The 24702-nt window shown below is 67.0% G+C and carries 24 protein-coding genes; 12 read left to right on the top strand and 12 right to left on the bottom strand.

Going from position 1 to position 24702, the window contains the following annotated elements; translation table 11 throughout:
* Window positions 1-33 precede the first annotated feature (33 nt).
* A complete protein-coding gene (gene purT, locus AC06FA_RS04095) occupies window positions 34-1221 on the top strand; it encodes a formate-dependent phosphoribosylglycinamide formyltransferase (protein ID WP_108755679.1) in 1188 nt (395 codons plus the stop codon).
* Between the two features lie 45 nt (window positions 1222-1266).
* On the opposite strand, the gene AC06FA_RS04090 is transcribed toward purT, so the two are convergent.
* The 3 genes from AC06FA_RS04090 to AC06FA_RS04080 all read right to left on the bottom strand — a co-directional run bounded on the left by AC06FA_RS04090 (window position 1267) and on the right by AC06FA_RS04080 (window position 3651).
* A complete protein-coding gene (locus AC06FA_RS04090; protein WP_478067227.1) occupies window positions 1267-1503 on the bottom strand; it encodes a hypothetical protein in 237 nt (78 codons plus the stop codon).
* Between the two features lie 139 nt (window positions 1504-1642).
* On the bottom strand, window positions 1643-2857 hold the full coding sequence (locus tag AC06FA_RS04085) for an endonuclease/exonuclease/phosphatase family protein (RefSeq protein ID WP_478067226.1): 1215 nt from the start codon (window positions 2855-2857) through the stop codon (window positions 1643-1645).
* A 38-nt stretch (window positions 2858-2895) separates the two neighbouring features.
* A complete protein-coding gene (locus AC06FA_RS04080) occupies window positions 2896-3651 on the bottom strand; it encodes an arginyltransferase (RefSeq protein WP_478067225.1) in 756 nt (251 codons plus the stop codon).
* Window positions 3652-3804: 153 nt separating this feature from the next.
* Here AC06FA_RS04080 and AC06FA_RS04075 point away from each other — a divergent pair, with 153 nt between their 5' ends.
* Complete coding sequence (locus tag AC06FA_RS04075) at window positions 3805-4374, top strand: EF-hand domain-containing protein (RefSeq protein WP_478067224.1); 570 nt, start codon at window positions 3805-3807, stop codon at window positions 4372-4374.
* A gap of 51 nt (window positions 4375-4425) precedes the next feature.
* Here the strand turns inward: AC06FA_RS04075 and AC06FA_RS04070 are convergent, their stop codons facing one another.
* The 4 genes from AC06FA_RS04070 to AC06FA_RS04055 form a co-directional block, all read right to left on the bottom strand.
* Window positions 4426-5643 (bottom strand): RNA polymerase sigma factor, encoded by a 1218-nt coding sequence (locus AC06FA_RS04070; RefSeq protein ID WP_478067223.1) that lies wholly within the window; start codon window positions 5641-5643, stop codon window positions 4426-4428.
* Window positions 5644-5789: 146 nt separating this feature from the next.
* Window positions 5790-6290: a pathogenicity-like protein gene (locus tag AC06FA_RS04065; RefSeq protein WP_478067222.1), complete on the bottom strand. Its 501-nt coding sequence runs from the start codon at window positions 6288-6290 to the stop codon at window positions 5790-5792.
* Between the two features lie 4 nt (window positions 6291-6294).
* Entirely contained in the window at window positions 6295-7215 is a 921-nt protein-coding gene (gene tesB / locus AC06FA_RS04060; protein WP_478067221.1) for an acyl-CoA thioesterase II, read from the bottom strand.
* 161 nt (window positions 7216-7376) lie between these two features.
* A complete protein-coding gene (locus tag AC06FA_RS04055) occupies window positions 7377-8153 on the bottom strand; it encodes an enoyl-CoA hydratase/isomerase family protein (protein WP_478067220.1) in 777 nt (258 codons plus the stop codon).
* Between the two features lie 34 nt (window positions 8154-8187).
* Here AC06FA_RS04055 and AC06FA_RS04050 point away from each other — a divergent pair, with 34 nt between their 5' ends.
* Window positions 8188-8622: a copper chaperone PCu(A)C gene (locus AC06FA_RS04050; RefSeq protein ID WP_478067219.1), complete on the top strand. Its 435-nt coding sequence runs from the start codon at window positions 8188-8190 to the stop codon at window positions 8620-8622.
* Window positions 8623-8869: 247 nt separating this feature from the next.
* Here the strand turns inward: AC06FA_RS04050 and AC06FA_RS04045 are convergent, their stop codons facing one another.
* The 4 genes from AC06FA_RS04045 to uvrA form a co-directional block, all read right to left on the bottom strand.
* Window positions 8870-9619 carry an enolase gene (locus tag AC06FA_RS04045; protein ID WP_478067218.1) on the bottom strand — a complete coding sequence of 250 codons (750 nt, stop codon included), beginning with the start codon at window positions 9617-9619 and terminating at the stop codon, window positions 8870-8872.
* Between the two features lie 320 nt (window positions 9620-9939).
* Window positions 9940-10665 carry an enolase gene (locus AC06FA_RS04040; RefSeq protein WP_478067217.1) on the bottom strand — a complete coding sequence of 242 codons (726 nt, stop codon included), beginning with the start codon at window positions 10663-10665 and terminating at the stop codon, window positions 9940-9942.
* 282 nt (window positions 10666-10947) lie between these two features.
* Window positions 10948-11355, bottom strand: coding sequence for an acyl-CoA thioesterase (locus tag AC06FA_RS04035; RefSeq protein WP_478067216.1), 408 nt, complete (start codon window positions 11353-11355; stop codon window positions 10948-10950).
* Complete coding sequence (gene uvrA / locus AC06FA_RS04030) at window positions 11355-14348, bottom strand: excinuclease ABC subunit UvrA (protein ID WP_478067215.1); 2994 nt, start codon at window positions 14346-14348, stop codon at window positions 11355-11357. The genes AC06FA_RS04035 and uvrA overlap by 1 nt, the downstream gene beginning before the upstream one ends.
* A 283-nt stretch (window positions 14349-14631) precedes the next feature.
* Here uvrA and rplU point away from each other — a divergent pair, with 283 nt between their 5' ends.
* The 3 genes from rplU to cgtA all read left to right on the top strand — a co-directional run bounded on the left by rplU (window position 14632) and on the right by cgtA (window position 16469).
* Window positions 14632-14940 carry a 50S ribosomal protein L21 gene (gene rplU / locus AC06FA_RS04025; RefSeq protein ID WP_108748943.1) on the top strand — a complete coding sequence of 103 codons (309 nt, stop codon included), beginning with the start codon at window positions 14632-14634 and terminating at the stop codon, window positions 14938-14940.
* 18 nt (window positions 14941-14958) lie between these two features.
* Window positions 14959-15222: a 50S ribosomal protein L27 gene (rpmA, locus tag AC06FA_RS04020; RefSeq protein ID WP_049467623.1), complete on the top strand. Its 264-nt coding sequence runs from the start codon at window positions 14959-14961 to the stop codon at window positions 15220-15222.
* A 194-nt stretch (window positions 15223-15416) separates the two neighbouring features.
* Complete coding sequence (cgtA, locus tag AC06FA_RS04015) at window positions 15417-16469, top strand: Obg family GTPase CgtA (protein WP_478067214.1); 1053 nt, start codon at window positions 15417-15419, stop codon at window positions 16467-16469.
* 203 nt (window positions 16470-16672) lie between these two features.
* Here the strand turns inward: cgtA and rpsT are convergent, their stop codons facing one another.
* Window positions 16673-16942, bottom strand: coding sequence for a 30S ribosomal protein S20 (gene rpsT, locus AC06FA_RS04010; protein ID WP_005408560.1), 270 nt, complete (start codon window positions 16940-16942; stop codon window positions 16673-16675).
* Between the two features lie 117 nt (window positions 16943-17059).
* Between rpsT and murJ the strand changes: the two genes are divergently transcribed.
* The 6 genes from murJ (at window position 17060) to AC06FA_RS03980 (ending at window position 24661) form a co-directional block, all read left to right on the top strand.
* The gene (gene murJ / locus AC06FA_RS04005; RefSeq protein ID WP_478067331.1) at window positions 17060-18664 is read left to right on the top strand and encodes a murein biosynthesis integral membrane protein MurJ; all 1605 of its coding nucleotides are present in this window, start codon (window positions 17060-17062) and stop codon (window positions 18662-18664) included.
* Between the two features lie 75 nt (window positions 18665-18739).
* Window positions 18740-19687, top strand: a complete 948-nt coding sequence (locus AC06FA_RS04000) for a bifunctional riboflavin kinase/FAD synthetase (RefSeq protein ID WP_478067213.1) — start codon at window positions 18740-18742, stop codon at window positions 19685-19687.
* The gene (ileS, locus tag AC06FA_RS03995) at window positions 19684-22515 is read left to right on the top strand and encodes an isoleucine--tRNA ligase (protein WP_478067212.1); all 2832 of its coding nucleotides are present in this window, start codon (window positions 19684-19686) and stop codon (window positions 22513-22515) included. Before AC06FA_RS04000 ends, ileS begins: the two co-directional genes overlap by 4 nt.
* Window positions 22515-23039 (top strand): signal peptidase II, encoded by a 525-nt coding sequence (gene lspA / locus AC06FA_RS03990; RefSeq protein WP_478067211.1) that lies wholly within the window; start codon window positions 22515-22517, stop codon window positions 23037-23039. Before ileS ends, lspA begins: the two co-directional genes overlap by 1 nt.
* A 27-nt stretch (window positions 23040-23066) precedes the next feature.
* Complete coding sequence (ispH, locus tag AC06FA_RS03985) at window positions 23067-24017, top strand: 4-hydroxy-3-methylbut-2-enyl diphosphate reductase (protein WP_101765120.1); 951 nt, start codon at window positions 23067-23069, stop codon at window positions 24015-24017.
* 224 nt (window positions 24018-24241) lie between these two features.
* The gene (locus AC06FA_RS03980) at window positions 24242-24661 is read left to right on the top strand and encodes a hypothetical protein (protein WP_478067210.1); all 420 of its coding nucleotides are present in this window, start codon (window positions 24242-24244) and stop codon (window positions 24659-24661) included.
* Window positions 24662-24702 lie beyond the last annotated feature (41 nt).

The raw sequence follows: 24702 nt of genomic DNA, 5'->3' as shown, positions 1-24702 counted from the left end.
CCACCCGTCTTCACATCGCTGCTGGAACCCCCCATGGCCAAGCTTGGAACCCCGCTGTCCCCCTCCGCCACCCGCGTGCTGCTGCTGGGCTCGGGTGAACTCGGCAAGGAAGTGGCCATCGAGCTGCAGCGGCTGGGCGTGGAAGTGATCGCCGCCGACCGCTATGCCGATGCGCCGGCCATGCAGGTGGCGCATCGTTCGCACGTGATCGACATGCTCGATGCCATGGCCCTGCGCGCCCTGATCGCGCAGGAACAGCCGCACCTTGTGGTGCCGGAAATCGAGGCAATCCACACCGAGACCCTGGTGCAGCTGGAACAGGAGCAGGGCCTGCGGGTGATTCCGACTGCGCGCGCCGCGCGCCTGACCATGGACCGCGAGGGCATCCGCCGCCTGGCCGCCGAAACGCTGGGCCTGCCGACCTCGCCGTACCGCTTCGTGGATACCGAAGCCGAATACCGCGCCGCGGTGGCCGCCATCGGCCTGCCGTGCGTGGTCAAGCCGGTCATGTCCTCCTCGGGCAAGGGCCAGAGCACCCTGCGCAGCGAGGCCGACATCGCCCCGGCCTGGGACTACGCGCAGACCGGCGGCCGTGCCGGTGCCGGCCGCTGCATCGTAGAAGGCTTCATCGACTTCGATTACGAGATCACCCTGCTGACCGTGCGCCATGCCGGCGGTACGTCGTTCTGCGCGCCGATTGGCCACCTGCAGAAGGACGGTGATTACCGCGAAAGCTGGCAGCCGCAGCCGATGACGGACAAGGCCCTGGCGCGTGCCGAAGAGATCTCGCGCGCGATCACCGACGACCTGGGTGGTTGGGGCCTGTTCGGCGTGGAGCTGTTCGTGAAGGGCGACGAGGTGTGGTTCAGCGAAGTGTCGCCGCGCCCGCACGACACCGGTCTGGTCACTCTGGTCTCGCAGGAACTGAGTGAGTTCGCCCTGCATGCGCGCGCGATCCTGGGCCTGCCGATTCCGGTCATCCGCCAGAGCGGTCCGTCGGCCTCGTGCGCGCTGCTGGCCCATGGCGAAGGCGTGCCGTACTTCAACAACGTGGCCGCCGCGCTGCAGGTGCCCGATACCGCCGTGCGCCTGTTCGGCAAGCCCAGCGTGCATGGTCACCGCCGCGTGGGCGTGACCCTGGCGCGTGCGGAATCCATCGACGAAGCACGCGCCATCGCGCGGGATGCCGCCGAGGCCATCGGCGTCGAACTGCGCCCGTAATGCGGTAGCGCCGGGCCATGCCCGGCGGCGTCCAGCGTGCTGCCGTCAGCGTCTACGCCACGGCAGCAGGGTCACATGGATGATGGCCACGATGCCCAGCACCGAGCCATACATCCACCAGGTGCCAAAGCGGTCGGCGTAGCCCTTCCAGCACGCCACACCTGCAGGAAGAAGGCCGATCAGTACCAGGGGCGCAAACTGCGCCAGCCTCGGCTGCACGTAACACGCCAGGGCAACCGTGCTGAAGACGGCAAGAATGATCACCACGTTTCTCTTCAGCATCAGCATTCCTTGCCAGGGCCCATTGCGACTCTAGCAAAGGGCTCCCGCAGCCGGTAGCGCCGGGCCATGCCCGGCGGCTTTCCATGCGGCGCGATGCGAACCGAAAAAGGCCGCCGGGCATGGCCCGGCGCTACCGGGGTTACTTCACGTCCACCCACACCAGGTGGTGGTCGCTGCCGTCGGCAATCTTCGCTTCGGCGCTTTCGTTGGCCGGCCAGAACACGCCGCTGCCCACGTACTCGAAACCGGTCGACGGCAGCACGTAGTCCAGGCGCATGGTGCCCGACTTCGGGCCGAAATCGCCGGTGGCGTGGAACGGTGCGCCCTTGCGCACGATGCCCTTGGCCGCATAGGCCAGGCTGGTCTGCTCGGCACCCACGCTGCGCGGGGTGGGGTAGCGCAGTACGCGCGGGTTCTCGATCAGGTTGACGATGGCATCGTGGCGGCCATCGCCGTCGGCCGGGTCGTTGTTCAGATCGCCGAAGATCACAAAGCGCGCGTCCTGGGCCAGGCCGCCGCACTGGCCCTGGTCATCGCACAGCCAGGGCTTGTCGCCGGCCGACAGGTACTCCTGCCACAGTCGCAGTTCGTCGTGGTTGCGCGCGGCGTTGCGCTTTTCCGGGCCGTCGAACACCGGCGGGGTCGGGTGCGAAACCAGCGCGTGAACCACGCCGGCCGGGGTCTGCACCGGCACGTCCCAATGCGACTTCGACGACAGGCGCAGCTGCGACCACACCGCATCGCTGTAGAAGCTCTTGCCCGTGCGCGGGTCAACCGGGCGGATCGCGCCGGGCATCGTGCTCCACTTCAGCAGCTGGAAGCTGCGCACCTTGGCCTCGTCGATCGGGTAGCGCGACAGTACCAGCATGCCGTACTGGCCCGGGTGCAGGCCGTAGCCCCAGGCATCGTTGCCGCGACTGCGGCCTTCGCCGCCGGCCACGCCGTTGCCGTCCAGGTCCAGGCCGCTGGGCACGCCGGTGTTGACCGGGGCCAGGTAGCGGTAGGCGAAGTGCAGCGGCTTGCCGCCGCCCGGCTGGGCCACTTCCAGGTAGCGCTTCTGGAACAGATCGGCGGCGCGGTGCGCGTCGTCGAAGTCGAATTCGTTCAGCAGCACCAGGTCCGGCCGCACCTGCTGCAGCACGGCGGCGATCTTGCGGGCGTGTTCGCTGTCGCCTTCCAGTTCCTTGATCAGGCCGCCGGCATCGTCCGAATACAGCGAGGTGTTGTAGGTGGCCAGGCGCAGCGTTGCAGACGGCGTTTCGGTCATCGCGGGGGGCTTGGCGAAGGCGGGGGCGCTGGCGCCGCAGAGCAGGGCCAGGGCGAGGATCAGGGGATGGCGGCGGGTCATGTTCATGGGCCGTATTGTGCACCCGGCCCGGTGTCAGCGGTTTGTCAGCGGCCGTCCAGATCCTTGTCGAAATCGTGCCAGCGGCGGCCGTCGTAGGCCTCCAGCGGGCGGAACCGGCGCTTGTAGTCCATCTTCTGGTGCTCGCGGATCCAGTAGCCCAGGTACACGTGCGGCAGGCCCTCGCGGCGGGCCCATTCAATCTGCTGCAGGATCGCGAAGGTGCCCAGTCCGCGCGCGGCGTGGGCCGGGTCGAAGAAGGTGTAGACCGCCGACAGGCCGTGTTCGGTCACATCGGTCACCGCCACGCCCAGCAATTGGCTGGGCTGGCCGTCGTGGCCGGGCAGGCGCATTTCCATGAAGCGGGTATGCGACCAGGTGCCGATCAGGAACTGCTCGAACTCGTGCGGACCGTGGTCGTCCATGCCGCCATTGGCATGCCGGTGCACCAGGTAGCGGTGGTACAGCTCGAACAGGTCCTCGCGCGGCATGGCGGCGGTGATGCGTACTTCCAGGTCGGCATTGCGCGCAGCGCAGCGCCGTTGGCTGCGGTCGGCGGCGAAGCGCGCCACGGGAATGCGCACGGCCACGCAGGCATGGCACTGGGCGCAATGCGGGCGGTAGACCAGATCGCCGCTGCGGCGGAAGCCCCAGCTCAGCGCCAGCGGGTACAGCCCACCCAGGCGGCGGTCCTGAGGATCGAGCACCAGATCGCGCGCCACCCGGTCCGGCCAGTACCCGCACGGGTGCTCACCGGTCTGGAACAGCCGCAGTTCGTCGTCTCTGTCGCCGTGTATCGCCATGGGCACAGCATAGCCCCAGTGTGTCGCATCGGCCGCGACTGTCCGCCGGATGAACGGAGCCGGCCGCCGCGTCAACCGATGCCGCGCACAGGCGTTGTTGTCCCCCGAGGGTGAACTGATCACCCCGACGCAACCCCTACCAGGAGTGACCCGATGATCCGTACCCCCCTGTTGCTGGCCCTGCTGCTGGGCACCTCCGCTACCGGTATCGCGCTGGCCGCCGACACCCCGGCGCCCCCGGCCCCGCGCCCGGTGAAGCTGGACACCAACGGCGACGGCGTGATCGACCGCAGTGAAGCGGCGGCCAACCCGCGCCTGGCGGCGAAGTTCGACGAGCTGGACAAGAACAAGGACGGCAAACTGTCGCGCGACGAACTGCCGCGCTGGAAGCACGGTCGCCGCGGTGGCCACGGCGGCCCCGGTGCCTGGATGGCCAAGCTGGACGTGAACAAGGATGGACGCATCAGCCGCGAGGAAGCCAAGGCCGATCCGCGCCTGGCCGCCCGCTTTGACCAGATGGACGTGAACAAGGATGGCTACCTGGACAAGGCCGACCGCGAGCTGCGCATGAAGCAGCATCGTGACGCCTGGTTCGCCGCGGCCGATACCAACAAGGATGGCCAGCTGAGCAAGGCCGAGTTCGATGCGGCCAAGGGCCCGATGCACGGCGGCCCGCGCCCGGGTGGCCCGCGTGACGGCATGCCGCCGAAGCCGCAGCGCTGAGTCACCGCGTTCTGATCGATCACGACGCCGGCGCACTGCCGGCGTCGTGCATTACAGGCGGCCGCTCTGCATCAGCGAATACGCCACCAGAGCGATCACGAACAGGTTCGCGCCGATGATGCCGGTACGGCCATACATGGATTCGAACTTCCAGTTGATTCCACTGCGGCCGCGTTTCGCTGAATCGCGTGCGATCATCGGTGCCATCAGGCGCTGCAGCGGTACCAGGCACTGGTAGTTGACCACGGCCAGACCCGCCGCCAACAGCAGCAACTGGCTCCACATCGGCACCTGCAGCAGCGACACCAGCAGCATGACCAGGCACCAGGCCAGGCCGGTGCCGGTGTTGATCCGTACAAAGCGTCGCACCTGCATGCGTTCGTCCTGGGTCTCGGTGTACGACATCAGGAAGCGCGCACCGAGGTAGCTGCCGATGGCTCCGCCGATCACGCCCCCGGCGATCGCGCCCCAGCTTTCGGCCGGGAGTACGTGCAGCTGGCCCAGCGTAGCGGTCAGCGTGCCCATGGCGGTACCGCCGGCGGCACTGGCGCCACCGAGGCCCAGCTTGCTGCCGCCGATACCAACACCGGTGCCGAACAGGATCGCCGCGCTGGCGGTACCGGGGGCGGCCACCAGCACCATCGACACCACGGCGGTGGCAAAGGCCGCACTGGGCGCGCTGCTGCGGGCGAATTCGCCGAAGCGCTGCAGCAGGCCGTCGCGCACCTGGCCGCGTGCGCGCGACAGGCGCTTGCGCACGGCCGCATCGCTCAGCCCCAGCAGGTCGGCCACCTGCTGCGAGCGCTGCCCTTCGCGGTAGTACAGCAGCAGCACTTCACGGCTGTCGCTGGGCAGGGCGGAAATGATGTCTTCGGCGGCGATCTCTTCTTCCAGCCGCTGCAGCCGGTCGGGCACGCCCGGGGTCGGGTCGGCGGCCATGCCCAGCGCCACTTCGGCGGCTTCGCCGGTCAGCGGCCGCCCGCGCTGCGAGCGCAGCCAGTCACGCGCCAGGTTGCGGGTGATCTGCCGCAGCCAGGGCAGGAAACTGGTGCTGCTGCGCAGCTGGTGCAACTGCTGCCAGCCCTTCACGAACGCTTCCTGGGCGATGTCCTCGCTGGCCTGGCGGTCGCGGGTGATGGCCAGGGCGATGGCGGTGATGGTGTTCTGGCAGGCCAGTACGATACGGCCATAGGCGTGCTGGCAGCCGCCGGCAGCGGCGGGCAGCTCGCGTTCCAGGGTCTGGTCGATCGATGCGGCGAACGTCGTCATGGCGGCGGCTCCTGCAGGGATTGTGTCCCAAGACGCCGCCGCGCGCGAAGTGTGACCGGGCGCGGCCCGATAGCGCCGGGCCATGCCCGGCGGGTTTTCTGTCAGGCCGCCGCGCTCGCCGGGCATGGCCCGGCGCTGCCTGCAGGTTACGTCGACGGCTGGATGCGGACCCGCACTTCTTCCTCTTCCGGCGGCGTCTGCGGCGCCGGTTGCGGCTGCGTCTGCGGGGCCGGTGCCGGGGTTGCCGGGGCGGGGGCGCCACGGTGGCGCAGGCCGATCACCAGGGCCACGGCGGCAATCACCACCAGCAGGCCGATGCGGATGCGCCAGGCCCAGCCGCGGCCGCCGCTGCCTTCCTGCGGCGCGTCGCGGAAGGCGAATTCGGCGGTGGGATGGTCGCGCCGGGTGGTATCGAGCAATCGCGCGTCGCGCAGGATGTCGCGCGCACGCGGCTGATCGTCGGCGCGCACGATCCACACCGCCGGGTAGGCCTGGGCATTGCCCAGGTCGGTATAGCTGAACTGGCCACGGCGGCGCGTCTTGTACGAACGGCCGTTGGTCACCTTCACTTCAATGCCGTGGCTGCGCAGCAGCTCGGCCACGCCTTCGACGGTTTCCACGCGCTGGCTGCTGAAAATCTGACGCATTGTCTTACTCCTTGGCCGGCACGGCAGCAACGGCAGCCTGGTCGGGCACCACGCGGATCAGGCCTTCCTGTGCGGTGCTGGCCACCAGCACGCCATCACGGGTGAAGAACTGGCCACGCGCCAGGCCGCGCGAATCCTGCGCGCTGGGGCTGTCCAGCGAATACAGCAGCCACTCATCGGCGCGGAACGGGCGGTGGAACCAGATGGCATGGTCCAGCGAAGCCATCTGCACGTGCGGGTGGTAGTAGCTGATGCCGTGCGGGAAGGTGGCCGTGCCCAGCAGGTGGAAGTCGGACGCATAGGCCAGCAGGGCCTGGTGCAGTTCCGGCGCATCGCCCACCGGTTCGCTCAGGCGCAGCCACACCTGGTGGTAGGGCGGACGCTTGGGCGGGTTCAGTTCATCGCGCGGATACACGTGGCGGAACTCGAACGGACCGCCCCGCGAGAGCCAGCGCTGCACCTTGATCGGCAGCCGCGCCAACACTTCCGGCGGCAGCGGGCGGTTCGGCTCGATGTCTTCCGGCTGCGGCACCTCGGGCATCTTGTGCTGGTGCTCGGCACCCTGTTCGGCCTGCTGGAACGAGGCCGCGCAGAAGAAGATCACCTTGCCATGCTGGATGGCGGTGACCCGGCGCACCGAGAAGCTGCCGCCGTCGCGGGTTCGGTCCACGTCGTAGACGATGGGGTGGTCGATGTTGCCGGCGCGCAGGAAGTAGGCGTGCAGCGAGTGCACGTGGCGGCCGTTGTCCACCGTGGCCTGGGCCGCGGCCAGCGCCTGGCCCAGCACCTGCCCGCCAAACACGTACTTGGTGCCGATGTCGCGGCTCTGGCCGCGGAACAGGTTGTCCTCCAGCCGCTCCAGGGTGAGCAGGTCGATCAGCTCGGAGACGACGGGTTCGGGCGTGTCGTTCAAGGGGGCGGCCACAGCAGTGAAGAAGGGGCTGATTATACCGGTCAGGGGTCAGATCCCTTTCGCCCCGCGAAAGGGCTCTGACCCCGGGGCAGGCGGTCGAGCAGGGGTCAGATCCCTTTCGCCTCGCGAAAGGGCTCTGACCCCCACGTGCACGCAGTCGAGCAAGCTCGACCCTACTTGCCCAGCCGGGCCACCAGCGCCTGCAGGGCGTTCTGCGCATCGGCGGCGAACCAGGCCTCCACGAAACGGTCCAGCTGGATCAGATCCGGGTGCAGCGCCTCGTGCAGTTCGGCGCGGGCGATGGCGCGGGTCAGCAGCATCGGCTGGCGCGGCTGCTTCAGCAGGTTCTGCAACCAGGCAATGGCGCGGGCCACCACCAGATCGCCGTCGGCCAGCTCGTCCACCAGGCCGATCTGCAGCGCCTGTTCGGCCGGCACCAGCGCACCGGTGCTCAGCAGCATGGCCGAACGGTGCAGGCCCACGGCGCGCCGCAGCAGACGCTGGATGCCTTCCGGCGCCACCAGGCCTACCTGCACCTCGTTCAGGCCGATGGCGTAGGGGCGCGCCGGATCGGCGCTGCGTGCCATCACCCGGTAATCGCAGCACAGCGCCAGCACACAGCCACCGGCCGGGGCGTGGCCGGTAATGGCCGCCACCACCGGAATGCGGCTTTCGGCCAGCGTGCGCACCGCGCCGAAGAAGGCATTCCAGCTGTCCAGCAGCTTGTGTTTGTCATCGCCATGGGACAGCAGGTGCGGCACGTCCATGCCGCCGGTGAAGATGCGTTCGCTGCCCGACAGCACGATGCCGTGCGCGTCGTCGGCCATGGCCTGCTCGATGGCATGGATCAACTGCCGGCACAGGTCGGTGTCCAGCGCATTGACCGGCGGCCGCGCCAGGCGCAGTTCGCGGATGGGGCCATGGTTGATCACCTCGATGAGCGTCGTCATGCTGCGGTCTCGTTGCGGACAGGAATCTGAGGCGATGATAACCAAACCATTCGTTGGCGTATTGTTGTGGCTGTGTGCGGGCGCAGCATCGGCGGCCGGCTGCGTGACGGTCGAACAGGGCTGGGCGCGGTTGCCACCCACCCCGTCCATGGCGATGACCGCCGGTTATGGGGTGATCCACAACGGCTGTGCCGTGCCGGTAGTGATTACCGGTGCTGGCAGCGGGATGTTCGCCGATGTGTCGCTGCACGAAACCACCATCGTCGATGGCGTCAGCCGCATGCGCGCGATCGAGCGCCTGCCGTTGGCCCCTGGTGCGCGCGCCGAACTCAAGCCCGGTGGGCTGCACCTGATGCTGATGCAGGGCAAGGGGGCGCTGAAGGAAGGGCAGGTGGTGCCGCTGCAGTTGCAGCTGGAAGCGGGCGGCGAAGCCAGCGCCACGCTGACCGTGCGCAAAACTGGCGGGTAACGGCCTGGCGCTGATGCCGCGCCGCCGGACTGCAGATGGCCGGTATTGATTCCACGTGGCTGGAACGCGTGCGCCCGGTCGTAGAGTCGAGCTTGCTCGACTGCCATGAACCGTAGAGTCGAGCTCGCTCGACTGCATCTGCGAAAAGCAGTCGAGCAAGCTCGACTCTACGAAATGCGGTATCCCGTGGCGCGCGGCACAGTGGGAGCAGGTGGTGGCGCCGGGCCATGCCCGGCGAGCGCGTGGCCTACGACCAATCGAACGTGAACAACACCGTGCGGCTTTCCGGTTCGTAGAACATCACGATCGCATCGGCACCGGCGGCGCACCAGTGGCTGGCCGGTACGCTGGCCACATGGAAGAACGGATTCCCGTCGCGGCTCAGTCGCAGGCCATCGTCGGCCAGGTGGCTGCTGTCGTTGCGGAAGCGCAGGCTGCCGCGCTGCCGGTAGCCGGCCAGATCCTGCAGCTGGAACGCGGCCGGCAGCGGCGCGTAGTCCGACCAGTTGCCGAACCAGATCGGGCCACCCAGTTGCTGCAGCCAGGCCTGTTCGTCCAGCTCGCCATTGCCGTAGCGCGAGCAGCTGGCCAGGCGGCCGTGCTGCAGGAAGTGCGCATGCGCCTTGGCATGGCTCTCGCGCATTTCAACGCTATGCGCGCGTGCTTCTTCCGCCTCCACCGCCTCGCCCAGGAAATAGCCGGGCGCGCCGAGGAAGCGCATGCGGTTGTCGGTGGTCAGCTCGAAGGCGATCCAATTGATGCCCGTGAACGCGTTGTGGTGCGCGGTGGTGTCGTCGCCGATGCAGCCTTCATACGGCTCGATCGGGCACAGCAGGGTGGCGGCCTGGCCGGCCAGTTCAGGGCGCAGCACGCCCAGGTCGATCTGCAGCAACGGCAGCAGGTGTTCGGCCAGCCACGGTTGTTCGCGGGCGAACACGTCGGCGGGGAACGGCACCATGCCGGGCAGCAGCTCGTGCAGGTCGGTGTGGTGGGTCATGTCAGGCCCTGGGTTGTGGCGCGGCGCGTAGAGTCGAGCTTGCTCGACTGCCATGAACCGTAGAGTCGAGCTTGCTCGACTGCCATGAACCGTAGCGTCGAGCTTGCTCGACTGCTCTTGCTTGAAGCAGTCGAGCAAGCTCGACTCTACGAAAGGCAACAGTCGAGCAAGCTCGACTCTACGAAAGGCAACAGTCGAGCAAGCTCGACTCTACGAAGGGCAACAGTCGAGCAAGCTCGACTCTACGAAGGGCAGCAGTCGAGCACGGTCGACGCATGCGGTAGCGCCGGGTCATGCCCGGCGCGCGTTGCGTGGTCGGCTTACGACCAGTCGTACGAGAACAGCACCGTGCGGCTCACCGGTTCGTACAGCATCACGATGGCATCGGCGCCGGTGGCACACCAGTTGTAGCCGGCCACCTCGGCCACGGCCAGGAACTTGTGGCCATCGCGGGTGATGATCACCGTTTCTGCGTCGTCCTCAGCCTCGGGATCATCGGCCGCTTCGGTGAACTCCAGCGCGAAGCCGTCGGGGATTTCCGCGGTCTCGGTCCAGTTGCCGAAACCGATCGGGCCGCCCAGCGAATCCAGGTAATCGCGCTCGCTGGCTTCGCCTTTGCCAAAGCGCGAATAGCAGGCGAGGCGGCCGTTCTGGGCGTGGTAGTCGCGGGCCTTGGCATAGCTCTCGCGCATCTGCGCGATGTGTTCCTGCGCAGCCTTGTCCTGTCCCGGCTCACCGATGAAATAGCCTTCGTTGCCGAGGAAGCGCATCTGGTTGTCGGCTGTCAGTTCAAAGGCGGTCCAGTTGGTGCCGGTGAACGCGTTGTGGTGTTCTTCGGTGGTCTCGCCGATGCAGCCGTCATACGGCTCGATCGGGCACAGCATCGTGGCCACCTGGCCGGTCAGTTCCGGGCGCAGCACGCCCAGGTCGATGTTCAGCAGCGGCAGCAGGTGCTGGGCGAGCCAGGCCTGGTCGGCGGGGAACACGTCGGTGGGGAAGGGGACCATGCCGGGCAGCAGGTCGCTCAGTTCCGTGTGGTGGATCATGTCAGTCCTTTGGGAGGGGGTAAGAACGGGGTGTAGAGTCGAGCTTGCTCGACTTCCGTGACCGTAGAGTCGAGCTTGTTCGACTGCTCCAGGCAAGCTCAGTCGAGCAAGCTCGACTCTACGAAGGGCAACAGTCGAGCAAGCTCGACTCTACGAAGGGCAACGTCCGGGCGCGGCAGGCAATGTGCCGCGCCGAATGAGCCCGGCATTGTGCAGCATCCGGCGGCGCCGGGCCGTGCGCGGCGTCACGTGCCGCATGCCCGGCGACCCGCCAACCCGCCGTCAGCTCGATGCGCCGCGGATCGCCTCCGGCAGCGGGGCGCTCTTGCCGGTCTGGGTGTCCATCCACACCACCACCACGTTGCCATCCGAATACAGCTTCGATTCGTCCTGCTGGTCCACGATGCGGTGGCCGATGGTCACGCTGCTGTTACCCAGGCGCTCGACGAACAGTTCCACCAGGATGTCGTTGGGCCACACGATCGGCAGGCGGTAGTTCACGTTGGTGGCGGCCACCACCGGTGCGATGCGGTCGGTCATCGACACGCCGTCCACGCCCAGCATCCAGCGCACGCGCGCTTCTTCCAGGTAGGAAATGTACTTTGCGTTGTTCACATGGCCCATGCTGTCCATGTCACGCCAGCGCACGCTGATCGGAATACGGGCCAGGATCTTGTGTTCGCTGCTCATCAGGCGTCCTTCTTCTTCTTGCTGGCAGTGGCGGTCTTGCTGGCCTTGCCGCTGCTCTTGGCGGCGGCGGCCTTCTTCGCCGGCGGGTCGGGCTTGACCTTGCGCGGCGGGCGCGCATCGGGCTTGTTGGCCACGGCGGCCGGCTGCTGCGGCCGTGCGCGGGTGGACGGCAGCATGCGTTCCAGGAAGTGGCCGGTGTAGGACTGCGGGCAGGCCGCGACGTCTTCAGGCGTGCCGGTCACCAGGATGGTGCCGCCACGGTGACCGCCTTCCGGACCCAGATCGACGATCCAGTCGGCGGTCTTGATCACGTCCAGGTTGTGTTCGATCACCACCACCGTGTTGCCCTCGTCGCGCAGCTTGTGCAGCACGCCCAGCAGCGCTTCGATATCGTGGAAGTGGAGGCCGGTGGTCGGCTCGTCCAGGATGTACAACGTGCGCCCGGTATCGCGGCGCGACAGTTCCTTGGACAGCTTCACGCGCTGCGCTTCACCGCCGGACAGCGTGGTCGCGCTCTGGCCCAGCTTGATGTAGCTCAGGCCCACGTCCACCAGCGTTTCCAGCTTGCGCGCGATCGACGGCACCGGTTCGAACAGCTTCAAGGCATCTTCGACGGTCATTTCCAGCACGTCGTTGATGTTGTAGCCCTTGTAGACGATCTCCAGCGTTTCGCGGTTGTAGCGCTTGCCGTGGCAGACGTCACAGGGCACGTACACGTCCGGCAGGAAGTGCATTTCCACCTTGATCAGGCCATCGCCCTGGCAGGCCTCGCAGCGGCCGCCGCGCACGTTGAAGCTGAAGCGGCCCGGCGAATAGCCGCGCGCGCGTGCTTCGGGCACCTGGGCGAACAGTTCGCGCAGGGGGGTGAACAGACCGGTGTAGGTGGCCGGGTTCGAACGCGGGGTGCGGCCGATCGGCGACTGGTCGATGTCCACCACCTTGTCGAACAGGTCCAGGCCTTCGATTTCCTTGTACGGCGCCACTGCATGCGAGGCGCCGTTGATCTCGTTGGCCGCCAGCGAGAACAGGGTGTCGTTGATCAGGGTCGACTTGCCCGAGCCGGACACACCGGTTACGCAGGTCAGCAGGCCAGCGGGAATGGCCAGGTCCACGCCCTTCAGGTTGTTGCCGCTGGCCCCGCGCAGGTGCAGGGTGGTCTTCGGGTTGGGCGCGTGGCGGCGTGTCGGGATCTCGATCGCGCGCTTGCCCGACAGGTACTGGCCGGTCAGCGAACGCGGTGCGTCCAGTATGTCCTGCAGGGTGCCCTGGCCGACGATCTCGCCGCCATGCACGCCCGCGCCGGGGCCGATATCCAGCACGTAATCGGCCAGGCGGATGGCATCTTCGTCGTGCTCGACAACGATCACCGTATTGCCCAGGTCGCGCAGGCGGGTGAGGGTGCCCAGCAGGCGCTCGTTGTCGCGCTGGTGCAGACCGATGGACGGTTCGTCCAGCACGTACATCACGCCCACCAGCCCGGCGCCGATCTGGCTGGCCAGGCGGATGCGCTGGGCTTCGCCGCCGGACAGAGTGTCGGCCTTGCGTTCCAGGGTCAGGTAATCCAGGCCCACATCGACCAGGAAGCCCAGCCGCTCGCCGATCTCCTTGACGATCTTGGCCGCGATCTCGCCGCGCCAGCCCGGCAGGCTCAGTTCGCTGAAGAACTTCAGGGCTTCATCGATCGGCAGCACCACCAGTTCCGGCAGCGGACGGTCGGCCACGAACACGTTGCGCGCGGCCTTGTTCAGGCGCGCACCGTTGCATTCGGGGCAGGCGTGTTCGCTGATGTACTTGCCCAGCTCTTCCTGCACCGCCGCCGATTCGGTTTCCTTGTAGCGGCGTTCCAGGTTGGGAATGATGCCTTCGAAGCGGTGCTTGCGCTGGGTGCGGCCACCAGCTTCGGTGAAGTAGGTGAAGGTGATGGCCTCATCGCCACTGCCGAACAGCACGGCCTGCTGCACCTTGGCCGACAGCGAGTTCCAGGCCGCATCCACGTCGAACTTGTAGTGCTTGGCCAGCGAGGCGATCAGCTGGAAGTAGTACGCATTGCGGCGGTCCCAGCCACGCACGGCGCCGGCGGCCAGCGACAGTTCCGGGTGCACCACCACGCGCGCCGGGTCGAAGAATTCGGCCATGCCCAGGCCATCGCAGCCGGGGCAGGCGCCCATCGGTGCGTTGAACGAGAACAGGCGCGGTTCCAACTCGGGCAGCGAGTAATCGCAGACCGGGCAGGAATACTTGGACGAGAACAGGGTGGGGGTGGCGTCGGCGGCGTCCAGCGACTGCACCGAGGCCATGCCGTCGCCCAGCTTCAGCGCGGTCTCGAAGCTTTCGGCCAGGCGCTGCTTGATGTCCTCGCGCGGGCGGAAGCGGTCGATCACCGCCTCGATGGTGTGCTTCTGGCGCAGTGCCAGCGGCGGCACCGCGTCGATTTCATACAGTTCGCCGTCCACCCGCACGCGCACGAAGCCCTGCGCGCGCAGCTGGTCGAACACCTGCGCATGTTCACCCTTGCGGTCGCGGATGACCGGGGCCAGCAGCATGTAGCGCTGTTCCGGGTCCAGGGTCAGCACCTGGTCCACCATCTGGCTGACCGTCTGCGCTTCCAGCGGATAGCCGTGGTCGGGGCAGCGCGGGGTGCCCACCCGCGCGTACAGCAGGCGCAGGTAGTCGTAGATTTCGGTGATCGTGCCGACCGTGGATCGCGGGTTGTGCGAGGTCGACTTCTGCTCGATGGAAATGGCCGGGGACAGACCTTCGATGTGGTCCAGGTCCGGCTTTTCCATCACGCTCAGGAACTGCCGGGCGTAGGCCGACAGCGATTCCACGTAGCGGCGCTGGCCTTCGGCATAGATCGTGTCGAACGCCAGCGAGGACTTGCCCGAGCCGGACAGGCCGGTGATCACGATCAGCTTGTCGCGGGGCAGGTCGAGGTCGAGGTTCTTCAGGTTGTGCGTCCGCGCACCGCGGATGCGGATGAAATCCATCGCCATGGGGGATCCGGTTGTGGGGGCAGGTCGAATGCGGCGGCAATCAATCAGCCTACCGAGGTGACCAGATGGGGGCAATGGCCGACAATGCCACCCCTGCGTCTCACCCCGTGAGACCGCCTGACAGGCAGGGGTCAGATCCCTTTTCACGCCGTGAAAAGGGATCTGACCCCGTCCTCCGGGGGTTGACTTGACCGGGGCCCATTGATCTGCGTACAATCCCGCTCCTGTCCGCCCTCGATGGCGGCAGTCCATAGACCACAATAACTACAGAGGAAGTCTGGTCATGTACGCAGTACTGGTCACCGGCGGTAAGCAATACCGCGTGGCGCAGGGCGAAAAGCTCCGCGTCGAAAAGCTCGAAGTCGAAGTCGGCAGCGAGATCAAGTTTGACAACATCCTGCTGCTGGGCGACAGCGACGGTATCAAGATCGGCGACGCCCTGAGCGGCGCTTCGGTCACCGCCAAGGTCGTGTCCCAGGGTCGTGCTGACAAGGTCCGGATCATCAAGTTCCGTCGCCGCAAGCACCACATGAAGCGCCAGGGTCACCGTCAGTACTACACCGAAATCGAGATCACCGGCATCGCCGGCTAAGCATCAGGAGAAGCAGTCATGGCACATAAAAAGGGCGTAGGCTCCTCGCGCAACGGTCGCGACTCCAACCCGAAGTACCTCGGCGTCAAGATCTTTGGCGGCCAGGCCATCGAAGCCGGCAACATCATCGTGCGTCAGCGCGGCACCCAGTTCCACCCGGGTACCGGCGTTGGCCTGGGCCGTGACCACACCCTGTTCGCCCTGACGGACGGCAAGGTGGAGTTCTCGGTGAAGGGCCCGAAGAAGCGTCGCACCGTCAGCGTCGTCTCGGTCGAAGCCTGATCAGGCTGTATCCGCCGGCCATGCTTTGGCGTGGCCGTGCTGGATGAAGAGCACGCTGCATGAAGAGCCCCGCTTCGGCGGGGCTTTTCGTTGGAATCAGTGGTAAAACGGGCATGGCCCGATTGCCGGGTGGTACCTGGCACGACATTCAAGGCGGCGGCACGCAGGCCGCGCCCATCGCAGGCATCGAAACAATGAAACTGGTAGACGAAGCAGAAATCGAAGTGTTCGCCGGCAACGGCGGCAACGGCTGCATTGGCTTCCGTCGCGAGAAGTTCATTCCGCTCGGCGGCCCGGACGGCGGCGACGGTGGTGCCGGCGGCAGCGTGTACATCCGCGCCGACGAAAACCTGAACACCCTGGTCGACTTCCGCCATGACCGCATCTTCAAGGCGCAGCGCGGCGAGAATGGCATGGGCCGCCAGGCCTATGGCAAGGGTGGCGAAGACCTGACCATCACCGTGCCGGTCGGCACCGTGATCATCAACGTGGCCACCGATGAGATCATCGGCGACCTGACCCAGCACGGCGACCGCCTGCTGGTGGCCCAGGGTGGCCGCGGCGGCCTGGGCAACATGCACTTCAAGAGCTCGACCAACCGCTCGCCGCGCCAGGCGCTGCCGGGCGAGCCGGGCGAAGAGCGCACCCTGAAGCTGGAGCTGAAGCTGCTGGCCGACGTGGGCCTGCTGGGCTTCCCCAACGCCGGAAAGAGCACCCTGATCCGCGCCGTCTCGGCAGCGACGCCGAAGGTGGCCGATTACCCGTTCACCACGTTGTACCCGAACCTGGGTGTGGTGAAGGTGGAAAACTACCGCAGCTTCGTGATCGCCGACATTCCCGGCCTGATCGAGGGCGCGGCCGACGGTGCCGGCCTGGGCGCGCAGTTCCTGCGCCACCTGCAGCGCACCCGCCTGCTGCTGCACCTGGTGGACATTTCCCCGATGGAAGGCGGCGTGGAAGGCATTTCCCCGGTCGAGCAGGTGCGTGCCATCGAGCGCGAACTGGAAAAGCACGACCCGGAGCTGCTGCAGAAGCCGCGCTGGCTGGTGCTGAACAAGGCCGACCTGATGTTCGAGGACGAAGCGCAGGCCGCGGCCGAGCAGATCGTGGCCGAGCTGGGCTGGAAGGAGCCGTGGTTCCTGGTCTCCGCGCTGGGCCGCGAAGGCACCTTCCCGATCATGAGCCGCATCATGGCGTTCTTCGATCGGCAGAAGGAAGACGAGCTGGAAGCGGCTCGCAACGCGTAACGTTGCCGGTGTGGTTGCGCGCGAAAAACCCGGCTACGGCCGGGTTTTTTGTGGGCTGCCGGACGCTGGGGTCAGATCCCTTTTCCGCAGGAAAAGGGATCTGACCCCGGACGTCATCCCAGAATCGCAGGCAACAAAAAACCCGGCCGGGGCCGGGCTTTTGTCTGCTGCCCGACCCCGAAGGGCAGGGCGGCAACGCCGGATCAGGCGGCCTTGAGGGCCTTGATGCGGTCGTTCAGGCGGCTCTTATGGCGAGCAGCCTTGTTCTTGTGGATCAGGCCACGCGCGCTGAAGCGATCCAGGATCGGCTGGGCAACGGCGAAGGCGGCTTCGGCGCCGGCGGCATCGTTGGCGTCCAGCGCCTTGATCACTTTCTTGACAGCGGTGCGCAGCATCGAGCGCTGAGCCACGTTGCGCGCGTTGCGCACGACGGTCTGCTTGGCGCGCTTCTTGGCGGACTTGATATTGGCCACGGTGGTGGTTTCCTGAAAAAATCGGTGTTATGGGAACAGCAAGCTAGCTAGTATGATGGCGTAAGAAATGCACGTCAAGTCGATTGTCAAGAGGGACGCTGAGTGAGTTCACCCAAGTTGTTGCGGGGCCTGCTGTCGTTCAGCAGCATGACCATGGTCTCGCGCGTTCTCGGACTTGTCCGGGACTTCGTGGTGACCACCACGTTCGGCACCAACGCCATCACTGATGCTTTCTGGGTCGCCTTCAGGATACCCAATTTCCTGCGCCGGCTGTTCGCCGAAGGCTCCTTTGCGACCGCTTTCGTGCCGGTGTTCACGGAAGTGAAGGAAACCCGCAGCCATGCCGAGCTGCGTGAACTGATGGCCCGCACCGCCGGCACCCTGGGCGGAGTGCTGATGCTGGTGACCGCGCTGGCGCTGATCTTCGCGCCGCAGCTGGCCTCGGTGTTCTCCAGCGGCGTGGACACCGACCCGGTCAAGCAGGGCCTGCTGGTGGACCTGTTCCGCCTGACCTTCCCGTTCCTGCTGTTCGTCTCGCTCACCGCGCTGGCGGGCGGTGCGCTGAACAGCTTCCAGCGCTTCGCCATGCCGGCGCTGACCCCGGTCATCCTCAACCTGTGCATGATCGCCGGCGCGCTGTGGCTGGCGCCGCGGCTGGGCGGCACCCCGGAAAAGCAGATCCTGGCGCTGGGCTGGGCGGTGCTGGCCGCGGGCATCCTGCAGCTGCTGTTCCAGCTGCCTTCGCTGAAGGGCATCAACCTGCTGACCCTGCCGCGCTGGGGCTGGAGCCACCCGGGCGTGCGCAAGGTGATGACGCTGATGGTGCCGACCCTGTTCGGTTCGTCGGTGGCGCAGATCAACCTGCTGCTGGACACGGTGATCGCCGCCAAGCTGACCGATGGCTCGCAGTCCTGGCTGTCGCTGGCCGATCGCTTCCTGGAACTGCCGCTGGGCGTGTTCGGCGTGGCCTTGGGCACGGTCATCCTGCCGGCGCTGGCCCGCCACCACGTCAGCACCGACCGCGAGGGCTTCTCGCGCTCGCTGGACTGGGGCCTGCGCATGACCCTGCTGATCTCGGTGCCGGCCATGCTGGGCCTGCTGTTCCTGGCCGAACCGCTGATCGCCACCATCTTCCAGCACGGCCAGTTCAGCGCCTTCGACACCCGCATGACCGCGCTGTCGGTGTACGGCCTGAGCTTCGGCCTGCCGGCGTTCGCCCTGCTGAAGGTAGTGCTGCCGGCGTTCTATGCCCGCCAGGACACCCGCACCCCGGTGCGTGCCGGCGTGGCCGCGCTGGTGGCCAACATGGTGTTCAACTTCGCCCTCCTGGCGGTGCTGTACCAGGTGATGGTGCCCGACGAACTGAAGGCGCAGGGGGTGATGGCGGCCATCGGCAAGCAGCCGGGTCTGCACCTGGCGCTGGGCATTGCCAGTGCGCTGTCCAGCTACCTGAACCTGGGCCTGCTCTGGTACTGGCTGGGCAAGACCGATGTCTACCAGCGCCGGCCGGGCTGGGGCGGCTATCTGCTGCGCCTGCTGCTGGCCTGTGTGGCCATGGTGGGCGTGCTGCTGGCCCTGCTGTACTGGCTGCCGGCCTTCAGCAGCATGGGCGTCTGGCAGCGGATCGGCGCGCTGGGCCTGCTGGTCGGCGGCGGTGGCGCCACCTACGCGGTGGCCATGGTGGCGATGGGCTTCCGCCCGCGCGACCTGCGCGGCCATTGATCGCCGCCCATGGCGGCTATACTTCAGGGTTACACCATTGAAGCGACGGCCCCGGGTGGGCCGGAACGAGAGTTGATGAGCAGGCTGTTCAGAAGCGTCGAGGGCGGGGAGTTGTTCCCCAACGGAAGCGTGGTCTGTATCGGCGCATTCGACGGCCTCCATCTGGGCCATCGTGCGCTGGTCCGCCACGCGGTCGCCCGCGCGCGCGCCGTGGGCGTACCCGCCGTGGCCGTGGCCTTCGAGCCGCTGCCGCGTGAATTCTTCGCACAGGGCACGCCGCCGCCGCGGCTGACCCTGGCCCGCAGCAAGGTCGAGATGCTGCAGGAACTGGGCGTGGATGCCGTCGGCCTGCTGCGCTTCGACGCGGCCATGGCCGCCATGCCGGCCGAAACCTTCGTGCGCCAGCTGCTGGCCCATCGCCTGGGCGCGCGCGAAGTGTGGATCGGTCCGGAGTTCTGCTTCGGCAACCGCCGCCGCGGCGACCTGGCGCTGCTGCAGGCCATGGGCCGCGAGCTGGGCTTCAGTGCCGGCGAGATCGAAGCGGTGGACCTGCACGGCGAACGCATTTCCAGCACCCGCATCCGCCAGTTGCTGCAGGCCGGCGACTTCACCCGCGCCGGCGATCTGCTGGGCCGTCCGTATTCGATCAGCGGGCGGGTGGTGCGCGGGCGCCAGCTCGGCCGCACCCTGGGCTTCCCCACCGCCAACCTGCGCTTCCCCAAGACGCCGGCGCTGTCGGGCATCTACGCTACCTGGGTGCACGGGGTGTTCGACCAGCCGTGGCCGTCGGTGTCCAGCTTCGGCACCCGGCCCACCGTGGAAGGCGTGGAGCCGCTGCTGGAAGCCCACCTGTTCGATTTCCAGGGCGACCTGTACGGTCGTCATATCGAAGTCGAATTCGTCGCCAAGCTGCGCGACGAAGAGAAATTCAACGATCTGGCGGCGCTGACCGACCAGATGCACCGCGACGCCGAGCAGGCGCGCGCCCTTCTTTCCGAACATAGATTGCGAGCCACTGCGTGAGCCAGGACTACAAGACCACCCTGAACCTGCCAGCCACCGAATTCCCGATGCGCGGCGACCTGCCCAAGCGCGAGCCGGGCATTCTGGCGCGGTGGGAAGAGCAGGGGCTCTACCAGCAGCTGCGCGACAACGCCGCCGGCCGCCCGCTGTTCGTGCTGCATGACGGCCCGCCGTACGCCAACGGCCGCATCCACCTGGGCCACGCGGTCAACAAGATCCTGAAGGACATCATCGTCAAGTCGCGCTACCTGGCCGGCTTCGATGCGCCCTACGTGCCGGGCTGGGATTGCCACGGCCTGCCGATCGAAATCGCGGTGGAAAAGAAGTGGGGCAAGGTCGGCACCAAGCTCGACGCCGTTGCATTCCGGCAGAAGTGCCGTGAATTCGCCGAAGAGCAGATCAACATCCAGCGCGCCGATTTCAAGCGCCTGGGCGTGACCGGCGACTGGGACAACCCGTACAAGACCCTCAGCTTCGATTTCGAAGCCAACGAGATCCGTGCGCTGGCCAAGGTCGTGGCCAACGGCCACCTGGTGCGCGGCGCCAAGCCGGTCTACTGGTGCTTCGACTGCGGTTCGGCGCTGGCCGAAGCGGAAATCGAATACCAGGAAAAGGAATCGCCGGCGATCGACGTGGCCTACGCCGCGCGCGATGCGCAGGCCGTGGCCCAGGCCTTCGGCGTGAGCGTGCCGGCCGACGTGGAAGTGGCGGTGCCGATCTGGACCACCACCCCGTGGACGCTGCCGGCTTCGCTGGCCGTTTCGCTGGGTGCGGAGATCAACTACGTGCTGGCTGAAGGCCCGGCCCACAACGGCAAGCGCCGTTGGCTGGTGCTGGCCGCCGCGCTGGCCGAGCGCGCCCTGCAGCGCTACGGCGTGGAAAACGTGGTGCTGCACGGTGAAACCACCGGTGCGGCGCTGGAAAACCAGCTGCTGGTGCACCCGTTCTACCCGCAGCGCGAGATCCTGGTGCTGAACGGCGAACACGTGTCCGACGAGGACGGTACCGGTGCGGTGCACACCGCCCCCGGCCACGGCCAGGAAGACTACGTGGTCAGCCAGAAGTACGGCCTGCTGGACAAGTACAACGCCGGCCAGATCACCCCGGTCGATGGCCGTGGCGTGTACCTGGAATCGACCCCGCCGGCCGGTGACGTGGTGCTGGCCGGCCAGCATCTGTGGAAGGCGCAGGAGGCCATCGTCGGCGTGCTGCGCGACAACGGCGCGCTGCTGGCCTTCCACCCGATCCGCCACAGCTACCCGCACTGCTGGCGCCACAAGACGCCGGTGGTGTTCCGCGCCACCCCGCAGTGGTTCATCTCGATGGACAAGGCCAACCTGCGCAACGATGCGCTGGCCGCCATCGACACCGTCGGCTGGTTCCCCAGTTGGGGCAAGGCGCGCATCCAGAGCATGGTCGATGGTCGTCCGGACTGGACCATCTCGCGCCAGCGTACCTGGGGCGTGCCCATCGCGCTGTTCACCCACCGCCAGACCGGCGAGATCCACCCGCGCACGGTGGAACTGATGCAGCAGGTGGCCGACCGCGTGGAAGCCGAAGGCATCGACGTGTGGTATTCGCTGGATGCGGCCGAACTGCTGGGCGCCGAAGCGGCCGACTACGAGAAGGTCACCGACATCCTCGATGTCTGGTTCGATTCGGGCGTCACCCATGAAGGCGTGCTGGCCGCGCGTGGCTTCGGCAAGCCGGCCGACCTGTACCTGGAAGGTTCCGACCAGCACCGCGGCTGGTTCCAGTCCTCGCTGCTGACCGGCGTGGCCATCGACCAGCGCGCCCCGTACAAGCAGTGCCTCACCCACGGTTTCACCGTGGACGAGCACGGCCGCAAGATGTCCAAGTCGCTGGGCAACGGCATCGAGCCGCAGGACATCATGAACAAGCTGGGCGCGGACATCCTGCGCCTGTGGATCGCCTCGGCCGACTACAGCAACGAAATGTCGCTGTCGCAGGAAATCCTCAAGCGCAACGCCGATGCCTACCGCCGCCTGCGCAACACCGCGCGCTTCCTGCTGGGCAACCTGGACGGCTTCGATCCGGCCCAGCACCTGCGCCCGCTGAACGAGATGGTGGCGCTGGACCGCTGGATCGTGCACCGCGCCTGGGAACTGCAGGAAAAGATCAAGGCCGCGTTCGACAACTACAACATGGCCGAGATCGTGCAGCTGCTGCTGAACTTCTGCAGCGTCGATCTGGGTTCGCTGTACCTGGACGTGACCAAGGACCGGCTGTACACCATGCCGACCGATTCGCACGGTCGTCGTTCGGCGCAGAGCGCCATGTACCACATCGCCGAAGCGTTCACCCGCTGGATCGCGCCCATCCTCACCTTCACCGCCGACGAGCTGTGGGGCTACCTGCCGGGCGACCGTGCCGGCCACGTGCTGTTCACCACCTGGTACGAGGGCCTGGCCCCGCTGCCGGCCGATGCGCAGCTCAACGCCGCCGATTTCGACCAGCTGCTGGCCGTGCGCGAGCAGGTGGCCAAGGTGCTGGAGCCGATGCGTGCCAACGGCGCGATCGGTGCCGCGCTGGAAGCGGAAATCACCATTGCCGCCAACGAAGAACAGGCGGCCAAGTGGCAGCCGCTGGCCGATGAACTGCGCTTCCTGTTCATCAGCGGCGACGTGCAGGTGCGCCCGGCGACCACCGACGAAGTGTTCGTCAGCGCCCAGCCCACCGAAAAGGCCAAGTGCGTGCGTTGCTGGCACTACCGCGCCGACGTCGGCAGCAACGCCGACCACCCGGAACTGTGCGGCCGCTGCGTGAGCAACATCACCGGTGCCGGTGAAGTGCGGAGCTGGTTCTGATGGCCGCCGCGCGCCCGCACCCCAACGCCCTGGTCTGGCTGCTGCTGTCGGCGGCCATCATCGGCCTGGACCAGTGGTCCAAGGCCTGGGTGCTGTCCAGCCTGCCCGAGTTCCAGCCGGTGGTGGTCATCGACGGCTTCTGGAACTGGTACCGCACCTACAACACCGGTGCGGCCTTCAGCTTCCTGAGTGACGCCGGCGGTTGGCAGAAGCACTTCTTCACCGTGCTGGCCATTGCAATCAGCGCCCTGATGGCCTGGTGGCTGCGCGGCACCGCCCGCGGCAACTGGAAGGCCGCCGTGCCGTATGCACTGATCATCGGCGGCGCCATCGGCAATGTGATCGACCGCCAGGTGCATGGCCACGTGGTCGATTTCATCCAGTGGTACGTGGGCAGCCATACCTGGCCGGCCTTCAACATCGCCGATTCGGCCATCGTGGTGGGTGCCATCGGCATTGCCCTGTTTGGCCTGTTCGACGGCAAGTCCGCCAAAAAGGCGGATAATGCCACCCCGAAACCGTAAGCCGGCCGCTGCCGGGAGACTGAACTGATGGATGTGCTGCTCGCCAACCCGCGTGGTTTCTGTGCCGGTGTCGATCGTGCGATCGAGATCGTCAAGCGCGCGATCGAAACGCTCGGCGCACCCATCTACGTGCGCCATGAAGTGGTGCACAACCGCTTCGTGGTGGACGACCTGAAGCAGCGCGGCGCGATCTTCGTCGAGGAACTGGACGAAGTGCCGGACAACAACACGGTCATCTTCAGCGCACACGGCGTGTCCCAGGCTGTGCGCCAGGAAGCCGAGCGCCGTGGCCTGAAGGTGTTCGACGCCACCTGCCCGCTGGTGACCAAGGTGCATTTCGAAGTGGCCCGCCACTGCCGCGCCGGCCGTGACGTGGTGCTGATCGGCCACGCCGGCCACCCGGAAGTGGAAGGCACGATGGGCCAGTGGAACCGCGAAGCCGGTACCGGCCAGATCTACCTGGTGGAAGACGTGGAGCAGGTCGCCACGCTGCACATCAACCAGCCGGAAAACTTCGCTTACACCACCCAGACCACGCTGTCGGTGGATGACACGCGCGGTATCATCGACGCGCTGCGCGAACGCTTCCCGGCCATGCAGGGCCCGAAGAACGACGACATCTGCTACGCCACGCAGAACCGCCAGGACGCCGTGCGCGACCTGGCCAAGCGCTGCGACCTGGTGCTGGTGGTGGGTTCGCCGAACAGCTCCAATTCCAATCGCCTGAGCGAACTGGCGCGCCGCGAAGGCGTGGAGTCGTACCTGATCGACGGCGCGCACGAGATCGACCCGCAGTGGGTGCAGGGCAAGCAGCACATCGGCGTGACCGCCGGCGCATCGGCACCGCAGGTGCTGGTGGATGGCGTGCTGGCGCGCCTGGCCGAACTGGGCGCCACCGGCGTGGGCGAACTGGACGGCGAACCCGAATCGATGGTGTTCGCACTGCCGAAGGAACTGCGGCTGCGGTTGGTCGACTGACCTGCAACCCCGGCGGTGGGTGCGAACCGCCCGAATGGTGGGTGCGAACCGAAACTGATCTGGTGGGTGCGAACCTTGGTTCGCACGCTCCTGCCAGCCGCCCCATCCAGCCAGCAATCCTGGGTGATGCAATGAGGGCACCGGTGAAATCATTCCTGATTCTGTCTGCCGTCCTTCCTCTCGCAGCCGCTGCGGCGTCGCCGTCTCCTCACGCATGGAGGCCGGTGCCCAACGCCTCGCAGCTGGCGGCGCTGGACTACATCGAACGGCTGGAGCGGGCTCGCAGTGCCGGGCCGCAGGCCGCCGCTTCGGCTTCCGGCATTGCCCGGAATTTCGGTGGTATCGCGCTCGTTACCGAGCTTGAACAGCGATCCGGCCAGGTAACGATCGTCGTGAAGGCATCGGGCGGATGCATCGAGCGGGATGTTGCCAAGGCCAGACTGCTGCTCGGAAAGATTGTGTGGGCGCCGTTGGCCGATTCCCCCGCGCCGGTGTTGGGGTATGCCCACTTCCAGGGCGGCTCCGCATCGACCGTGTTTTTCGATGCAACCGGCTCCCAGTGCTTGACCGGTGTCAGGATCGAAGATCCGGCGCGGTTGAAGGCGGCTCTTGAAGCAGCGGACAAGGACGGCGGCTCGGAATAAGCCCCATCGAGCAGGAAGCTTCCTGCTGGACCCGCCGCAAC

It is taken from the genome of Stenotrophomonas sp. Steno-C17 (assembly GCF_056393165.1).
This window is presented reverse-complemented; position numbering and strand designations above follow the sequence as displayed.

Bases quoted from the DNA above. Each gene is read 5' to 3' on its own strand.
- AC06FA_RS04035 (WP_478067216.1), bottom strand. From the start codon at position 11,355: ATGAGCAGCGAACACAAGATCCTGGCCCGTATTCCGATCAGCGTGCGC.
- uvrA (WP_478067215.1), bottom strand. From the start codon at position 14,348: ATGGCGATGGATTTCATCCGCATCCGCGGTGCGCGGACGCACAACCTG.
- rplU (WP_108748943.1), top strand. From the start codon at position 14,632: ATGTACGCAGTACTGGTCACCGGCGGTAAGCAATACCGCGTGGCGCAG.
- AC06FA_RS04065 (WP_478067222.1), bottom strand. From the start codon at position 6,290: ATGCGTCAGATTTTCAGCAGCCAGCGCGTGGAAACCGTCGAAGGCGTG.
- lspA (WP_478067211.1), top strand. From the start codon at position 22,515: ATGGCCGCCGCGCGCCCGCACCCCAACGCCCTGGTCTGGCTGCTGCTG.
- rpmA (WP_049467623.1), top strand. From the start codon at position 14,959: ATGGCACATAAAAAGGGCGTAGGCTCCTCGCGCAACGGTCGCGACTCC.
- AC06FA_RS04090 (WP_478067227.1), bottom strand. From the start codon at position 1,503: ATGCTGAAGAGAAACGTGGTGATCATTCTTGCCGTCTTCAGCACGGTT.
- AC06FA_RS04050 (WP_478067219.1), top strand. From the start codon at position 8,188: ATGATAACCAAACCATTCGTTGGCGTATTGTTGTGGCTGTGTGCGGGC.
- cgtA (WP_478067214.1), top strand. From the start codon at position 15,417: ATGAAACTGGTAGACGAAGCAGAAATCGAAGTGTTCGCCGGCAACGGC.
- AC06FA_RS04070 (WP_478067223.1), bottom strand. From the start codon at position 5,643: ATGACGACGTTCGCCGCATCGATCGACCAGACCCTGGAACGCGAGCTG.
- AC06FA_RS04055 (WP_478067220.1), bottom strand. From the start codon at position 8,153: ATGACGACGCTCATCGAGGTGATCAACCATGGCCCCATCCGCGAACTG.
- purT (WP_108755679.1), top strand. From the start codon at position 34: ATGGCCAAGCTTGGAACCCCGCTGTCCCCCTCCGCCACCCGCGTGCTG.
- AC06FA_RS04000 (WP_478067213.1), top strand. From the start codon at position 18,740: ATGAGCAGGCTGTTCAGAAGCGTCGAGGGCGGGGAGTTGTTCCCCAAC.
- AC06FA_RS04040 (WP_478067217.1), bottom strand. From the start codon at position 10,665: ATGATCCACCACACGGAACTGAGCGACCTGCTGCCCGGCATGGTCCCC.
- AC06FA_RS04045 (WP_478067218.1), bottom strand. From the start codon at position 9,619: ATGACCCACCACACCGACCTGCACGAGCTGCTGCCCGGCATGGTGCCG.
- AC06FA_RS04080 (WP_478067225.1), bottom strand. From the start codon at position 3,651: ATGGCGATACACGGCGACAGAGACGACGAACTGCGGCTGTTCCAGACC.
- AC06FA_RS04075 (WP_478067224.1), top strand. From the start codon at position 3,805: ATGATCCGTACCCCCCTGTTGCTGGCCCTGCTGCTGGGCACCTCCGCT.
- ispH (WP_101765120.1), top strand. From the start codon at position 23,067: ATGGATGTGCTGCTCGCCAACCCGCGTGGTTTCTGTGCCGGTGTCGAT.
- AC06FA_RS04085 (WP_478067226.1), bottom strand. From the start codon at position 2,857: ATGAACATGACCCGCCGCCATCCCCTGATCCTCGCCCTGGCCCTGCTC.